This is a genomic window from Mesorhizobium sp. WSM3873 (assembly GCF_001672445.1).
Lineage (GTDB): Bacteria > Pseudomonadota > Alphaproteobacteria > Rhizobiales > Rhizobiaceae > Mesorhizobium.
In genome coordinates, this window is record NZ_LYTM01000045.1 from 120,300 (window position 1) to 135,538 (window position 15,239).

Annotated in this window: 19 protein-coding genes and 1 other RNA gene; 12 read left to right on the forward strand and 8 right to left on the reverse strand. The window is 62.9% G+C overall.

All coding sequences use genetic code 11. The annotated features are described in order from the left end of the window. The first annotated feature begins 6 nt into the window (after positions 1-6). From pyc to A9K71_RS23515, 4 genes are all read left to right on the forward strand, one after another. Complete coding sequence (gene pyc / locus A9K71_RS23500) at positions 7-3,465, forward strand: pyruvate carboxylase (protein WP_067001687.1); 3,459 nt, start codon at positions 7-9, stop codon at positions 3,463-3,465. A 355-nt stretch (positions 3,466-3,820) separates the two neighbouring features. Continuing rightward, positions 3,821-4,081, forward strand: coding sequence for a DUF2312 domain-containing protein (locus A9K71_RS23505; RefSeq protein ID WP_067001689.1), 261 nt, complete (start codon positions 3,821-3,823; stop codon positions 4,079-4,081). Positions 4,082-4,202: 121 nt separating this feature from the next. Continuing rightward, on the forward strand, positions 4,203-4,643 hold the full coding sequence (locus A9K71_RS23510; protein WP_067001692.1) for a hypothetical protein: 441 nt from the start codon (positions 4,203-4,205) through the stop codon (positions 4,641-4,643). A 7-nt stretch (positions 4,644-4,650) separates the two neighbouring features. After that, positions 4,651-4,950 (forward strand): hypothetical protein, encoded by a 300-nt coding sequence (locus A9K71_RS23515; RefSeq protein WP_082980670.1) that lies wholly within the window; start codon positions 4,651-4,653, stop codon positions 4,948-4,950. Positions 4,951-5,002: 52 nt separating this feature from the next. Here the strand turns inward: A9K71_RS23515 and msrB are convergent, their stop codons facing one another. From msrB to A9K71_RS23540, 5 genes are all read right to left on the reverse strand, one after another. Then, positions 5,003-5,407, reverse strand: coding sequence for a peptide-methionine (R)-S-oxide reductase MsrB (msrB, locus tag A9K71_RS23520; protein ID WP_067001694.1), 405 nt, complete (start codon positions 5,405-5,407; stop codon positions 5,003-5,005). A 136-nt stretch (positions 5,408-5,543) separates the two neighbouring features. Then, complete coding sequence (locus A9K71_RS23525) at positions 5,544-6,734, reverse strand: VWA domain-containing protein (protein ID WP_067001697.1); 1,191 nt, start codon at positions 6,732-6,734, stop codon at positions 5,544-5,546. A gap of 10 nt (positions 6,735-6,744) precedes the next feature. Further along, the gene (locus A9K71_RS23530) at positions 6,745-7,356 is read right to left on the reverse strand and encodes a type II toxin-antitoxin system HicB family antitoxin (RefSeq protein WP_245299748.1); all 612 of its coding nucleotides are present in this window, start codon (positions 7,354-7,356) and stop codon (positions 6,745-6,747) included. A 52-nt stretch (positions 7,357-7,408) separates the two neighbouring features. Further along, on the reverse strand, positions 7,409-7,855 hold the full coding sequence (locus A9K71_RS23535; RefSeq protein ID WP_067002187.1) for a GNAT family N-acetyltransferase: 447 nt from the start codon (positions 7,853-7,855) through the stop codon (positions 7,409-7,411). A gap of 90 nt (positions 7,856-7,945) precedes the next feature. Next, positions 7,946-8,785, reverse strand: coding sequence for a MoxR family ATPase (locus tag A9K71_RS23540; RefSeq protein ID WP_067001701.1), 840 nt, complete (start codon positions 8,783-8,785; stop codon positions 7,946-7,948). Positions 8,786-8,935: 150 nt separating this feature from the next. Between A9K71_RS23540 and ssrS the strand changes: the two genes are divergently transcribed. The 5 genes from ssrS (at position 8,936) to A9K71_RS23570 (ending at position 12,139) form a co-directional block, all read left to right on the forward strand. Beyond that, positions 8,936-9,091: non-coding RNA, 6S RNA (ssrS, locus tag A9K71_RS23545), on the forward strand. A gap of 82 nt (positions 9,092-9,173) precedes the next feature. Continuing rightward, a complete protein-coding gene (locus tag A9K71_RS23550) occupies positions 9,174-9,758 on the forward strand; it encodes a 5-formyltetrahydrofolate cyclo-ligase (RefSeq protein ID WP_067001704.1) in 585 nt (194 codons plus the stop codon). A 209-nt stretch (positions 9,759-9,967) separates the two neighbouring features. Further along, positions 9,968-10,276, forward strand: a complete 309-nt coding sequence (locus tag A9K71_RS23560) for a hypothetical protein (RefSeq protein ID WP_156752755.1) — start codon at positions 9,968-9,970, stop codon at positions 10,274-10,276. Positions 10,277-10,466: 190 nt separating this feature from the next. Next, entirely contained in the window at positions 10,467-11,291 is an 825-nt protein-coding gene (locus A9K71_RS23565; protein ID WP_067002189.1) for a YmdB family metallophosphoesterase, read from the forward strand. Between the two features lie 80 nt (positions 11,292-11,371). Then, complete coding sequence (locus A9K71_RS23570; RefSeq protein ID WP_067001713.1) at positions 11,372-12,139, forward strand: TerC family protein; 768 nt, start codon at positions 11,372-11,374, stop codon at positions 12,137-12,139. Between the two features lies 1 nt (position 12,140). Here the strand turns inward: A9K71_RS23570 and A9K71_RS23575 are convergent, their stop codons facing one another. After that, a complete protein-coding gene (locus tag A9K71_RS23575) occupies positions 12,141-12,530 on the reverse strand; it encodes a VOC family protein (RefSeq protein WP_280940573.1) in 390 nt (129 codons plus the stop codon). Between the two features lie 26 nt (positions 12,531-12,556). Continuing rightward, the gene (locus A9K71_RS23580; RefSeq protein WP_067001716.1) at positions 12,557-13,039 is read right to left on the reverse strand and encodes an SRPBCC domain-containing protein; all 483 of its coding nucleotides are present in this window, start codon (positions 13,037-13,039) and stop codon (positions 12,557-12,559) included. Between the two features lie 51 nt (positions 13,040-13,090). Here A9K71_RS23580 and A9K71_RS23585 point away from each other — a divergent pair, with 51 nt between their 5' ends. The 3 genes from A9K71_RS23585 (at position 13,091) to A9K71_RS23595 (ending at position 14,732) form a co-directional block, all read left to right on the forward strand. Beyond that, entirely contained in the window at positions 13,091-13,414 is a 324-nt protein-coding gene (locus A9K71_RS23585) for a helix-turn-helix domain-containing protein (protein ID WP_067001718.1), read from the forward strand. Positions 13,415-13,637: 223 nt separating this feature from the next. Continuing rightward, positions 13,638-14,387 (forward strand): YebC/PmpR family DNA-binding transcriptional regulator, encoded by a 750-nt coding sequence (locus A9K71_RS23590; RefSeq protein WP_067001721.1) that lies wholly within the window; start codon positions 13,638-13,640, stop codon positions 14,385-14,387. A 33-nt stretch (positions 14,388-14,420) separates the two neighbouring features. Next, the gene (locus tag A9K71_RS23595) at positions 14,421-14,732 is read left to right on the forward strand and encodes a SelT/SelW/SelH family protein (RefSeq protein ID WP_128373438.1); all 312 of its coding nucleotides are present in this window, start codon (positions 14,421-14,423) and stop codon (positions 14,730-14,732) included. Between the two features lie 29 nt (positions 14,733-14,761). On the opposite strand, the gene A9K71_RS23600 is transcribed toward A9K71_RS23595, so the two are convergent. After that, on the reverse strand, positions 14,762-15,238 hold the full coding sequence (locus tag A9K71_RS23600) for a DUF1772 domain-containing protein (RefSeq protein WP_067001727.1): 477 nt from the start codon (positions 15,236-15,238) through the stop codon (positions 14,762-14,764). Position 15,239 lies beyond the last annotated feature (1 nt).

Here is a 15,239-nt window from a genome sequence, read left to right on the forward strand (position 1 = left end):
CAGTCCTTGGCAATCACGAAGATCCTCGTCGCCAACCGGTCCGAAATCGCCATCCGCGTCTTTCGCGCGGCCAACGAACTAGGCCTCAAAACCGTGGCGATCTGGGCGGAAGAGGACAAATATTCGCTGCACCGCTTCAAGGCCGACGAAAGCTACCAGGTCGGGCGCGGTCCGCATCTCACCAAGGACATGGGTCCGATCGAAAGCTATCTGTCGATCGACGAGGTGATCCGCGTCGCGCGCCTCTCGGGTGCCGATGCGATCCACCCCGGCTACGGCCTGTTGTCGGAAAGCCCCGAATTCGCCGAGGCCTGCGCTGCCGCCGGCATCACCTTCATCGGGCCGAAGCCCGAGACGATGCGCCGGCTCGGCAACAAGGTGGCGGCGCGCAACCTGGCGATCGAGGTCGGCGTGCCGGTCGTGCCCGCCACCGATCCGCTGCCCGACGATATGGACGAGGTGAAAAAGCTCGCCGCGGAAATAGGCTATCCGGTGATGCTCAAGGCCTCGTGGGGTGGCGGCGGCCGCGGCATGCGCGCCATCCGCGCTGAAGCCGACCTCGCGCGCGAAGTCATGGAAGGCAAGCGCGAGGCGAAGGCCGCCTTCGGCAAGGACGAGGTCTATCTCGAAAAGCTGATCGAGCGCGCCCGCCATGTCGAGGTGCAGGTGCTGGGCGACACGCAGCGCAATGCCGTGCATCTGTTCGAGCGCGACTGTTCGATCCAGCGCCGCAACCAGAAGGTCGTCGAACGTGCGCCGGCTCCCTACCTCAGCGAGAAACTGCGCGAGGAACTCTGCGGCTACGCGCTGAAGATCGCGCGCGAGACCAGCTACATCGGCGCCGGCACCGTCGAGTTCCTGCAGGACGCCGACACCGGCAAGTTCTATTTCATCGAGGTCAACCCGCGCATCCAGGTCGAGCATACGGTCACCGAGATGGTGACCGGCATCGATATCGTAAAGGCGCAAATCCACATCCTCGACGGCTTCGCCATCGGCACGCCGGAATCCGGCGTGCCGGCGCAGAAGGACATCAAGCTCAACGGCCACGCCCTGCAGTGCCGCATCACCACCGAGGACCCGGAACACAATTTCATCCCCGATTACGGGCGCATCACCGCATATCGCGGCGCCACCGGCTTCGGCATCCGCCTCGACGGCGGCACCGCCTATTCGGGCGCGGTCATAACCCGGTTCTACGATCCGCTGCTCGAAAAGGTGACGGCCTGGGCGCCGACGCCGGCCGAGACGATCGCGCGCATGAACCGGGCATTGCGCGAGTTCCGCATCCGCGGCGTCGCCACCAATCTCACCTTCCTCGAAGCGATCATCAACCACCCGAGCTTCGCCGACAATTCCTACACCACCAAGTTCATCGACACGACGCCGGAGCTGTTCGAGCAGGTCAAGCGGCAGGACCGCGCCACCAAGCTGCTCAACTATCTCGCCGACGTCAGTGTCAACGGCCATCCCGAGACGCGCGGACGGCCAATGCCGAAGGCGGATGCGGCGGCGCCTGTGGTGCCCTATCTCAACGGCAAGGTGCCGGACGGCAGCAAGCAGCGGCTCGACGCGCTTGGGCCTCAGAAGTTCGCGGCATGGATGCGCGAGCAAGCCCAGGTGCTCGTTACCGACACGACGATGCGCGACGGACACCAGTCGCTGCTCGCCACCCGCATGCGCACCTACGACATCGCCGGCATCGCCGGCACCTATGCGCGGGCGCTGCCGCAACTGCTCTCACTGGAATGCTGGGGCGGCGCCACCTTCGACGTCGCCATGCGCTTCCTCACCGAGGATCCGTGGGAGCGTCTGAGCAGAGTGCGCGAGGCAGCCCCCAATCTTCTGCTGCAGATGCTTCTGCGCGGCGCCAACGGCGTCGGCTACACCAACTATCCCGACAATGTCGTGCAGCATTTCGTCAAACAGGCAGCTGCCGGCGGCGTCGACCTGTTCCGCGTCTTCGACTGCTTGAACTGGGTCGAGAACATGCGCGTCGCGATGGACGCGGTGGGTGCCGAGGGCAAGCTGATCGAAGCGGCGATGTGCTACACCGGCGACATACTCGATCCGGCGCGCGCCAAATACGACCTGAAATATTATGTCGGGCTGGCGAAGGAACTGGAAGCGGCCGGCGCGCATATCATCGCCGTCAAGGACATGGCTGGCCTATTGAAGCCCTCGGCGGCGCGCGTGCTGTTCAAGGCCCTGCGCGAAGAGACCGACCTGCCGATCCATTTCCACACGCACGACACCTCCGGCCTGTCGGCGGCGACGGTGCTGGCGGCGGTCGAGACCGGCGTCGACGCCATCGACGCGGCGATGGATTCGTTCTCCGGCAACACCTCGCAGCCTTGCCTCGGCTCGATCGTCGAGGCGCTCAAGGGCACCGAGCGCGACCCCGGCCTCGACCCGCAGTGGATCCGCCACATCTCGTTCTATTGGGAAGCGGTTCGCAACCAATACGCCGCTTTTGAAAGCGACCTCAAGGGACCGGCCTCGGAAGTCTATCTGCACGAGATGCCGGGCGGCCAGTTCACCAATCTCAAGGAACAGGCGCGCTCGCTTGGGCTCGAAACGCGCTGGCACGAGGTGGCGCAGGCCTATCACGACGTCAACCTGATGTTCGGCGATATCGTCAAGGTGACGCCGTCGTCGAAAGTGGTCGGCGACATGGCGCTGATGATGGTGAGCCAGGACCTCACGGTCACCGATGTCGAGAACCCGGCGAAGGACATCGCCTTCCCGGACTCGGTCGTCTCGATGCTGCGCGGCGATCTCGGCCAGTCGCCGGGCGGTTGGCCGCAAGCGCTGCAGAAGAAGGCGCTGAAGGGCGAAAAGCCGATCACCGTCCGGCCGGGCTCGCTGCTCAAGCCGGCGAACCTCAAGGCCAGCCGCAAGGAGATCGAGGAGAAGCTCGAGCGCAAGCTCACCGAGTTCGAATTCGCCTCCTGGCTGATGTATCCGAAAGTCTTCACCGACTTCGCCGCCGCTCAGGAGACCTATGGCCCGGTCAGCGTGCTGCCGACGCCGACCTATTTCTACGGCATGAAGTCGGAAGACGAGATCTTCGTCGACATCGAGAAGGGCAAGACCCTGGTGATACGCTGCCAGGCGTTCGGCGACGTCGACGAAAAAGGCATGGTCACCGTCTTCTTCGAGCTCAACGGCCAGCCGCGTCGCGTGAAGGTGCCGGACCGCGCGCATGGCGCTTCGGCCGCCAAGGCGCGGCGCAAGGCCGAGCCGGGCAACGAGGCGCATGTCGGGGCGCCGATGCCGGGCGTGGTGTCGGCTCTTGCCGTGGCGCCAGGCCAGGCGGTCAAGGCGGGCGACGTGCTGCTCTCGATCGAGGCGATGAAGATGGAGACCGCGTTGCACGCCGAGCGCGACGGCGTGGTGGCAGAGGTGCTGGTCAAGGCCGGCGACCAGATCGATGCGAAGGATTTGCTCATCGCCTTTGGCTGAATGTGCTGATCTTCAGGTGAGGCCGGCCTGCAAACGCCGGCTTCCTGGGGTTCCGGCCTTCGCCGCCGAAGCACTCACCAGGCACGTCGCAGTTAAGGCTACGGCCACCTTAGGCCCGTGCCCACGTACTCCAAGCACGCTCGGCTCCGGTTCTCGGAACAACCGTTCTCGCCCGCTTCGCGCCCGTCTTCGACTCCGGCTCGGCCTGACCAGAATCTCAGCACAGCCTGGGGTGCTCCAACCCTTCATGCCGCATCGATAATGTCTTGACCCGCCGCGCCTGCTCGGGCATCGAACCCGCTCCAATTTTGCCGGGCGGGAATCGCCGTGGCGCAAAAAAACGCGGAGAGAAAAAATGGCCGACGAGATCACCGAGACCAGCCAGACTGTAGCCGCCGGCCAGCTGCGCGCCATCATCGAGCGCATCGAGCGGCTCGAGGAAGAAAAGAAGACGATTTCCGACGACATCAAGGACGTCTATGGCGAGGCCAAGGGCACCGGCTTCGACACCAAGGCGATCCGCACCATCGTCCGGCTGCGCAAGAAGGATCAGGCCGAGCGCCAGGAGGAGGAGTCGATCCTCGATCTGTACAAGGCCGCGCTCGGCATGGTCTAAGCCTCGCGGCTAGAGCAGTTCAGCGTTTTGCTGGAATCGCTGAACTGCTCCAACCATTTGCTTTTGCGCAATTCCGGACGGAAACCGCTACACTTTCCTGGAATTGACTCTAGGGACGGCCATGAGTGAGTTCGACTTCGGCGGCCATCGCGCTTCGGAGTTCCGGCATCGCGGGTTCTGGGCGCTGTTCGCCGAACGGCACCCGGAAGAAAGGGCGCGGCTGGCGCGACGCGGGCCATGGTTCTGGCAGCGCGGAATGCCGGAGTTCGCCCTGGTGCTGTCCATGTATGTCGCGCCAAGCGAGAACGTGGTCGGCGTCTTCTTCGGCCGCAACGAGAAGCTCGGCGCGACGGAGGTCTGGACGCGGCTGATGCCATTCCAACCGGCGATCGAGGCGCGGCTGAAGCTCAGGCCGGAGCAGAGCGCGCAGAATCTCGGCATAAATTCGCAGTGGCGGGTCAACTGCTTTGCCGAGGACAATTGGCCGGCCATGGCCGACTGGCTGGCGACGGAATGCTCGCGCTTCGAGCAAGCCGTCACCCAAGTGCTGAGGCAGGAGTAGAGCACAGATGGTTGCCGGCTTCTTCCGCTCGCGCTGGCAAGGCATTGTGCCGCTCGACCGGCTGTTCTGGCGCGACATGCTGCTCGCCGGCACGGCGATCAACATCGCTTCGTCCGGGCTGGCGCTTGTCCTGCTTGGGCTGAAGCTGCCGCTCTGGCTGGTGCTCACGGTGCATTTCCTTCCCGCCCCCTACAACATCTTTCTCGCCCTTGCCGTCTGGCGGACGGCGGAAACGGCCGGCGGGTTCAAGGCGCAGTTGATGATGCTGGGCTCGGCGCTCTGGCTGATCGCGACGGTCGTCGTCTGAATCGAAAAAGGGCGGCCGAAGCCGCCCTTACAAAGCTACCACGAACTGGCTGTCAGGCCGCCGGCTCGAAGCGCAGCGACACGCCGTTGATGCAATAGCGCAGGCCGGTCGGCGGCGGACCGTCCTCGAAGACATGGCCGAGATGGCTGCCGCAACGCGAGCAGTGGCACTCGGTGCGGACCATGCCGTAGCTGCGGTCGACGGTGGTCTCGATCGAGCCCGGGACCGGATCGTTGAAGCTCGGCCAGCCGGTTCCGCTCTCGAACTTCAGCTTGGATTCGAACAGCGGCTGGTCGCAGCCGACGCAGAAGAAAGTGCCGGCGCGCTTCTCGTAGAGCAGGGCGCAGCTGCCGGGACGCTCGGTGCCGTGGTTGCGCATGACGGCATACTGCTCCGGCGTCAGCCGGGCGCGCCACTCGGCATCGGTGCGGGTGACGGGATAGGCGTGGGTGTCCATGAAATCTCCTCGGCCTTGGCGGCTCGTTGTTGGTTGGCATGTCATGTTCGCACGAAGATAGGTGTTTGTTACACCACTGACCAGCGCTGGGACTGACAACGCAATCGCCGCTGGTTTCCGCGAATTACTGTCACACTCAATGCTTCCTCGATAGCTGCTTCGTTGCCGCTTCGAGCCCGGCAAGCGTCAGCGGGAACATGCGGCCGCCGAAGATGTCGCTGATCATCGCGATGGAATGGGTGTAGCGCCAGTTCTTCTCAGCCTCAGGGTTCAACCAGACCGCGTTCGGCCACTGCTGCAGCAGCCGACCGAGCCAGACGCCGCCGGCCTCCGGGTTCCAGTGCTCGACCGAGCCGCCGGGATGCGCAATTTCGTAAGGGCTCATCGAGGCGTCGCCGACCACGATCACCTTATAGTCCGGCCCATATTTGTGGATAAGGTCGAAGGTGGGGATCGTCTCGGCCAGGCGGCGGCGATTGTCCTTCCAGACGCGCTCGTAAAGACAATTGTGGAAGTAGTAATACTCGAGGTGGCGGAATTCGGCGCGCGCGGCGGAGAACAGCTCCTCGACGGTTTTGACGTGACCATCCATCGAGCCGCCGACGTCGAAGAACATCAGGAGCTTCACCGCGTTGCGCCGCTCCGGCCGGGTTCTCACGTCCAGATAGCCGTGCTCGGCGGTGGCGTGGATGGTGCCGGGCAGGTCGAACTCTTCCTCGGCGCCCTCGCGCACCCAGCGCCGCAGCCGCTTCAGCGCCACCTTGATGTTGCGGGTGCCGAGCTCGATCGCGTCGTCGAAGTTCTTGAACTCGCGCTTGTCCCAGACTTTCACTGCGCGACGGTGGCGGCTTTCGTGCTGGCCGATGCGCACGCCTTCCGGATTGTAGCCATAGGCGCCGAAGGGCGAGGTGCCGCCGGTGCCGATCCATTTCGAGCCGCCCTGGTGCCGGCCCTTCTGCTCCTCCAGGCGCTGCTTTAGCGTCTCCATCAGCTTGTCAAAGCCGCCCAGCGCCTCGACCAGCTTCTTCTCCTCGTCGCTCAGGTGCTTTTCGACGAGCCGGCGCAGCCATTCCTCGGGGATGTTGGCGACGTCGACAGCGTCCGGACCGGCGAGCGCTTCGACGCCCTTGAAGACATGCGCGAACACCTGATCGAAACGGTCGATATGGCGCTCGTCCTTCACCAGGGCCGAGCGCGCGAGGTAGTAAAAACCCTCGACGTCGTAGTCGACCAGCCCAGCTTCCAGGCCTTCCAGCAGCGACAGATACTCCCGGAGCGAAACGGGAACCCGCGCGGCTTTCAGTTCAAGGAAGAAGGGGATGAACATCGCCAGACGGCTATCTCTGCCCCTCGATCTTTTCACGCGCGGCACTCGCAATGAAGGCAGAGCGCGTCAGGCCCCGGCGGCTGGCTTCAGTATCGATCGCCGCAAGCAGACCAGCGTCCAACGACAGGTTTGCCCGGACTGACCGACCGGAGTCGATCAGCAGCGGGATCATGACGGCAGACTCGCCTGCGGCGCTATCGATCTCACCTGATCGTAACAAGTCCGCCACCGTTCGTGCTTCGGGTAACGAGACGTGCTTTGCCAACCGAGTTTCGGCCCATTCGCGTATCGCCGATGTTGCATCGGCAATCGCCTCCTCGGGGCTGGCGCCGCCGCCATGGCAGCCCGGGAGGTCGGGGACCCGGATTCCCCAGACATTATCTGCGCCGTCCAGAACTCCGATATAATGCGTCATGCGATCAGGCCTCAAATCCATCCGGCGAGCTTGGCGATCGAGCGTGCAACGCCCGGAGATTGCTCGCGGTGCCGCGGCACGATGATGGTCACATCCGGTTTTCCCGGGGTGCTCGTATTTGTCGTGCTTGCCGCCTCCGACGCTCGACCAGCCGTCGCGCAAAAGCCGCGCTATGATCTTGCGCGTGTTAGTCTCAATCAGCGGCACGGCGGCTTTCCGATGCGCAATATATTGCGCAGCTGGACCGGTTTCAACCGTTTCACAACAGATCGTACTCGATGAAGCCCGTGCGCCGCGCCACATGGTCGTACAGCCGGCGCGCGGTAGCGTTGGTCTCGTGCGTCATCCAGTAGACGTTCTTCACGCCGATCTTGCCGGCCTCGTCCTGCACCGCTTTGATCAACGCCGCGCCGATGCCCTTGCCGCGCACTTCGGGGTCGGCGAACAGATCCTGCAGATAGCAGGTGTTGACCTCGGACCAGCAGGAGCGGTGGTAGAGATAGTGGGTCAGGCCGACGGCCTTGCCCTCAAGCGTGGCGATAAAGCCTTTCGGCTCGAACTCGCCAGGCGTGAACAGGCGCTTCCAGGTGACGTCGTAGACCTCTTCCGGCAGCTTGGTCTCGTAGAAGGTGAGGTAGGCGGTCCATAGCCGGCGCCAGTCGGAGCGGTCGGACTGGGTAAGCGGGCGGACGGTGATCTCGGACATGTTTTTCTCCAACGTTTTGGTCGGAAGCTGCGGCAACCGCCGCCTGTCGGCAACGGTCCACAGACGGACAAAGCGCTATTGCTGCCAAGCCTATTGCTGGCGCCTGGCCATGAAGGCCAAGCGTTCGAAGAGGTGCACGTCCTGCTCGTTCTTGAGCAACGCGCCATGCAGCTTCGGCAACATGTTCTTCGGATCGGAGCGCAGATCCTCCGGCGCGATGTCGTCGGCGACCAGCAGTCGGATCCAGTCGAGCGCTTCGGAGGTGGATGGTTTCTTCTTCAGCCCGGGCACGTCACGGATCTCGTAGAACTGGGTAAGCGCGGCCCGCACGAGATTCTGCTTGATGCCGGGATAATGCACGTCGACGATCCGGTGCAGCGTCTCGATATCGGGGAAGCGGATGTAGTGGAAAAAGCAGCGGCGCAGAAAGGCGTCCGGCAACTCCTTCTCGTTGTTGGAGGTGATGATGACGATCGGCCGAAATTCGGCGCGGATGGTCTCGCCGGTCTCGTAGACGAAGAACTCCATCCGGTCGAGTTCCTGCAGAAGATCGTTGGGGAATTCGATGTCGGCCTTGTCGATCTCGTCGATCAGGAGAACGACCTTTTTCGATGCCGCGAAGGCGTCCCACAGCTTGCCGCGTTTGATGTAGTTCTTGATGTCGCTGAACCGGTCGTCACCGAGCTGGCTGTCGCGCAGCCGCGAGACGGCGTCATACTCGTAGAGGCCCTGCTGCGCCTTGGTGGTCGATTTGACGTTCCATTCGATGAAATCGAGGCCGAGCGCCGCCGCCACTTGACGGGCGAGTTCGGTCTTGCCGGTGCCCGGCTCACCCTTGACCAGCAACGGTCGCTCCAGAACGATGGCGGCGTTGACCGCCACCATCAAATCCTTGTCGGCGACGTAAGCCGCGGTGCCTTCGAAACGCATTTCTTCTCCTCATAGTTCGGCCGCGACCCTAAGGACGCTGGCCAGGCTGTTCAAGGCATGGCAACGCCGCAAGGCCCATGACGCAGATTTGCGGCCGCTTGGAGCGGTGTCCTTCTGGCGCTCGGTCAACCATCGGCCTATATTGGTTTTGGCGGTCTGCGCTTCCCGGCAGGAGAAACTTATCCCCGGGGCCTTATCGATCCTTAGGGAGCTGTCCCTGGGAAGACCCGTGGGTTTTCTCACACGGCGCCCACCTACTTTGTAGGCACCCGGGATCGACCTCTCCACCGGTTGTGTGGATCGCCACTCTCCCGTTTTTGAATTTGATGCGGTAGAAAGCGTCGCTCCTGCAACTTCGTCCGGATACGACCTTTTCTAACGTCTGCGCATGACCTCATCAAAGGACCTGAAAAAACAGCTTCGCAAGGAAGCTCTGGCGCGGCGGGATGCGCTGGACGAATTCTGGCGGGTCGAGATCGCGCTCGAAATGGCTGAGACGGCGCGTGACCAGATCGCTGTCGAACCGGGCCAGATCGTCTCCGGCTTCTGGCCGATGCGCTCCGAGGTCGATGTGCGGCCGCTGATGTTCGCGCTGCGCGAGAAAGGCGCCAGGCTTTGCCTGCCGGCGATCCTCAACAAGACAACCATCGTCTTCCGCGAGCTGGTGCGCGGCGCGCCAATGGTCGAGATGGGTTTCGGCACGGTCGGACCGCACGAGGAGGCCGAAGAGCTCGACCCCTCGCTCATGTTTGTTCCGCTCGCGGCGTTCGACGCGCGCGGCCACCGGATCGGCTACGGCGCCGGCTATTACGACCGGGCGATCGCCAGGCTGGCCGACAAAGGGCTGGCGCCGCGGCTGATCGGCATTGCGTTCGACTGCCAGGAGGTGGCGCAAGTGCCGGATGAGAACCATGACGTGATCATCCCGGAAATACTCACCGAGAGCGGGTTACGCCGGTTTACCGCCTCTTAGAATATTCCGATCCGCTTCGCGCGATTCCAATCCCTATCCAACAGTATTCCTGCTATCCAATCCAAGTTGAGGTTAGCAAAGGATTTTGTCTTCATGCGATTCATCCTGATGCCGTTTGCTCTGATCGCGGCAGCACTGTTTGCGATGGGATTGCATATCACCGGAACCACCCTGTACCACCAAGCCGCCTGGGGCAGACGGTCGCTACCGTGACGGATGTCAGTCCTTTCACTGAAATGCACAAAAATGGCCTCGCCATAGAGCGCATCAATGTCGCCCTCGCCTATGTGGTTGACGACGTGCCGATGACCTGGTCCGGAAAGGGAAACCTTGTCGGTCTCCACGAGGCGTCGATCGGCGAGAAGGTGAAATTCTACTACGACCCTGGCGATCCAGCGACCCTCGATACCGCCGGAATGAAGGGCTGGCGCAGCATGCTGTTGATCCTTGCAGGTACCGGCGGCTTCACCGTCTTCTACGTTTGGTTTTTCTGGCTGCGCGGACGGAGCGCGCGTTAGACGTCGCCTTCGGCTGCTAGGACGGGGCGGTGGTGCCGTATAAGACCATCATGTGATCATCCCGGAAATACTCACCGGGAGCGGGTTGCGCCGGTTCACGCCGCAATTGTAGAAAAGCGGTTGAGAAACGCATGATCTTTTGCGGAAAGTCATGCAGCTTTTGCTCGGCGGACTTTCGACGCGGGATCGTATGAGACTTCTCTTCCTCGGCGACATGGTCGGAAAAACTGGGCGCACGGCGGTGTGGGAACAGCTGCCGGGCGTGATATCCGACTTCAAGCTCGACTTCGTCATCGTCAATGGCGAGAACGCCGCCGGCGGCTTCGGCATCACCGAGGAGATTTTTCGCGAGACGCTCGCGGCGGGCGCGGATGTCGTCACCACCGGCAACCATGTCTGGGACCAGCGCGACGCGCTGGTCTTCGCGCCGCGCGAGGAGCGCTTCCTGCGCCCCTCCAATTTTCCCAAGGGCACGCCGGGGCGTGGTTCCGGCGTCTATATCGCCAGGAACGGCGCGCGGGTGCTGGTCGCCAACATCATGGGGCGCGTCTTCATGCATCCCGAGCTCGACGATCCGTTCCAGGCCGGCGAGCGCGAGCTTGCCGCCTGTCCGCTTGGCGAACAGGCCGACGCGGTAGTGATTGATTTCCATGCCGAGGCGACTTCGGAAAAGATGTGCTTCGCGCATTTCGTCGACGGCCGTGCCAGCCTTGTGGTCGGCACCCACACGCACCAGCCGACCGCCGATCATCAGATACTCAACGGCGGCACCGCCTATATTTCGGACGCCGGCATGTGCGGCGACTATGATTCCTCGCTTGGCATGGACAAGGAAGAGCCGCTCAACCGCTTCCTGTCGAAAGTGCCGAAAGGTCGTTTCGAGGCCGCGAATGGACCGGCGACGCTGTGCGGCGTCGGCGTGGAAATTTCCGACCGCACCGGGCTCGCCGAGAAGATCGCGCCGTTTCGCCGCGGGCCGAGACTCGAGGAAACCGCGCCGTCCTTCTGGTCATGATATTGATATGAGCACCGGTCGTACCTAACTGGCGACGAAACCCGCGAAAACTGCTCTAGATCGTAGAGGGGACGACCTCCATGCAGCTTGTCGAGTTCCTGGCGCCGCACTTTGCCTTTGTCTCCGATCCCACAGCCTGGATCGCGCTGCTGACGCTGGTGGTGCTGGAGGTGGTGCTCGGCATCGACAACCTGATCTTCATCTCGATCCTGACCAACAAGCTGCCGGAAGCGCAGCGCGCCCGCGCCCGCAAACTCGGCATCTCGGCGGCACTGGGCATGCGGCTGGTGCTGCTCGCCACGATCTCGATCATCGTGCAATTGACGACACCGGTGTTCACGGCGTTCGGGCATGGCTTTTCCTGGCGCGACCTGATCCTGATCGCCGGCGGCCTGTTCCTTGTCTGGAAGGCGACCAAGGAAATCCACCACACGGTCGATCCGCAGGATCATCAGGACTCGATGATGGGCGGCACACTGCAGATGAGCCTGGCCGGCGCGATCTTCCAGATCCTGCTGCTTGACCTCGTCTTCTCGATCGATTCCATCATCACCGCCGTCGGGATGACCGACGAGATCGCCATCATGTACATCGCTGTCATCGTGGCGGTGAGTGTGATGATGCTGGCGGCGACGCCGCTCGCCAACTTTATCGCCAAGAACCCCACAATCGTGATGCTGGCGCTCGGCTTCCTGCTGATGATCGGCATGACGCTGATTGCCGACGGCATGGGCTATCACGTGCCCAAGGGCTACATCTACGCCGCCATGGGTTTTTCCGCGCTGGTCGAGGGCCTCAACATGCTGGCGCGGCGTCGAAAGAAGCAGCGGTCCGGCGGCGGGCATTAAGCTAGGGCAGGTTGATCTGCCAGGAAACGCCGAAGCGGTCGTTGAGCCAAGCGAAACGGCGGCTGAAGCCGTAATCGTCGGTCGGCATCAGAAACGCGCCGTCCTTGCCCAGCACCCCGACAATGCGATCGAGCTCCTCCTCGGAGGAACAGTCGACGAAGAGCGAGAACGACGGCGTGAAGGAGAAGGCGTGATGCACGGGGCTGTTGAAGACCATGACCTCCGTGCCGCCGATCACGACGCGGGCCAGCTTGAGCGTGCCTTCGGGTCCGTCCTCACCGGCGCCATAGCGTGTGACGTCGACAACGCGGCTTTCTGGAACGGTGTCGCAATAGAGGGTCATGGCCTCCTCGGCCTGACCTTCGAACATCAGGAACGGCGTTACCTTCACGGCCGGGCCTCCTCGCTCAAAGGGAGTCAAATATTGGTCTCGTTGGCCGGCTCGCCTTTCATCTCGGCGCGATAATAGCCGTCGCGCAAATTGATGCCGTATTCGAGATACGCCTTCATGCAGGCGAGCATCTGCGACCAGCCCTCGCAATTGAGGTAGGATTTCTTCAGTCCGACCTCGCCTTCGTGCCAGCCGGCCTCGGCGATGGTAACGAAGGTGCCGCCGTCGTCCAACGGCTCGAAGTTCATCTCGATGCGTGTCTTGTAGGCCGGCTTGCCGTCAGTGTCGGCCGCGTCCCAGCGCAGCACGATACGCCTATCCTTGATCACCTCGTCGACCTCGACCGGCACCGTCTTCCACCAGGTGACGGTGGTGCCGGCGACCAGCGGAGCAGAGGCGCCGCCAATGGTGGTGAAATAGCCGCTGAGCTTCGTCGGGTTGACCACGGCGTCGAAGACTTCGGCGACCGGCTTGCCGATGCGTCCGGAAATCCTGAATCCAAGAGACATATCCACAGCTCCTTCCTTGCCTCGTGAAACAATATGTTATAAAAACATAACATGTCAAGCCCAACCTCGGACGATCGTGTTTTCAAGGCCTTGGCGCACTCGCGCCGGCGCGAGTTGCTCGACCGGCTCAAGGATCAGCCGCAGACCACCGGGGCGCTCTGCGAGGCTTTCCCGGACATGGATCGCTGCACGGTCATGATGCATCTGAAGGTGCTGGAAGAGGCCGATCTGGTCGTGGCTAGGCGCGAGGGGCGCGAGCGCTGGAACCATCTCAACGCGCTGCCGATCAGGCAGATCCACGACCGCTGGATCGGCCAATATGCGGGCCATGCGATCAGCATCCTCGACCGGCTGAAGTCGGATCTGGAGGGATGATGCCGCGCTGCAAGGGCAATCTCGGTCTGTCAGCCGTCAGGGTCGACGGTCCGGCTGGACGAATTGAGCCGATTTATCTATAAGCCGGCCATTCCGACAGAGAGCGCCGCGGGCCTTCGCAGGCACGCTTGCAGCGTTCTGAAATTTTGAATTCGAGCATTTGCCGATGCCGGGTGATCGCGCCCGGCCGAGAAATGCTCTAGCCGAACACGACAGGGGTGCCATGGCTGGCCATTCGCAGTTCAAGAACATCATGCACCGGAAAGGCCGCCAGGATGCGGTGCGGTCGAAAATGTTTTCCAAGCTGGCACGCGAAATCACCGTCGCCGCCAAGACCGGCACGCCGGACCCGGCGATGAACCCGCGGCTGCGCCTTGCAGTGCAGAACGCCAAGGCGGTGTCGATGCCGAAGGACAACATCCAGCGCGCCATCAACAAGGCCTCCGCCGGCGATGCCGAGAACTACGAGGCCGTGCGCTATGAGGGCTATGGCCCCGGCGGCGTGGCGCTGATCGTCGAGGTGCTGACCGACAACCGCAACCGCTCGGCGTCCAATGTGCGCGCCGCCTTCACCAAGGCCGGCGGGGCGCTCGGCGAAACCGGCTCGGTGTCGTTCATGTGGAACCGCGTCGGCGAGATCTATTACCCGGCTTCGGCCGGCAGCGCGGACAAGGTGATGGAAGCCGCGATCGAGGCCGGTGCTGACGACGTCGAGTCGGACGAGGAAGGCCACACCGTCTATTGCAGCTTCGAAAATCTCGGCGAGGTATCGAAGTCGCTCGAAGCCGCGCTCGGCGAAGCGGAGTCGGTGAAGCCGATCTGGCAGCCGCAGAACAACGTGCCGGTCGATGAAGAACGGGCGCAGTCGCTGATGAAGCTGGTCGCCACTCTTGAGGACGACGACGACGTGCAGAGCGTCTACGCCAATTTCGAGGTCGACGACGAAACCATGGCCAAGCTCAGCGCGGCCTGATCGGCTGACCGTATGAGCGGAACTCGATCCGACATGAGCGAGAAGCCGCGGCCCGCCGTCCGCATCACCTACTGCACGCAATGCCAGTGGCTGCTCAGAGCCGGCTGGATGGCACAGGAGCTGCTCTCGACCTTCGGCACCGATCTCGGCGAGGTGACGCTGGTGCCAGGCACCGGCGGCATCTTCACGATCTCCTGCAACGACCAGCTTATCTGGGAGCGCAAGCGCGACGGCGGTTTTCCGGACGCGGCGAAGCTCAAGCAACTGGTCCGCGATGTCATCGACCCGGAGCGCGATCTGGGACACGCCGACCGCAAGACGCACAAGAAGACGGACCCCGCCTGAGGCGGTGTTTTATCCGCTGGCCGCTCTCTTCAAATCAGCGCCAGGATGAAGCAGGCCATCGCCACGATCGCGGTGATGGTGCGGACGTGGTTCCACATGACCCATTGGCGCAGATGGTTCGCCCACACGGCGGCGCCGTTGCTGCTGGCCGGGTCGACGGCGGCCAGGGCGTCGTTGAGCGGTACGTTGAACACCATGGTCACGATCGGGTTGCCGACGAGATAGATTACGGCGCCGGCAAGCAGCCAGTACGAGCCCGATTGGCTCCAGCCCATGATGACGGCGGCAATCAGCACCAGGCAGATGAGGCCGGTGCCGAAAAGCGCCGTCATGAAGGCGGGCGTAATTACGGTGATGTTGATCGAATTCATCGCTGCGATGCCGGCTGGGACGGGCAGCCTGGCAAGTGCTGCCATGACGAAATTGGAAAAGGCGAAGAAGACGCCGCCGACCACGCCAGAGCCGATCGCGGCAATGAAGGCGAGGGCGGGAAGAATTTTCATCATC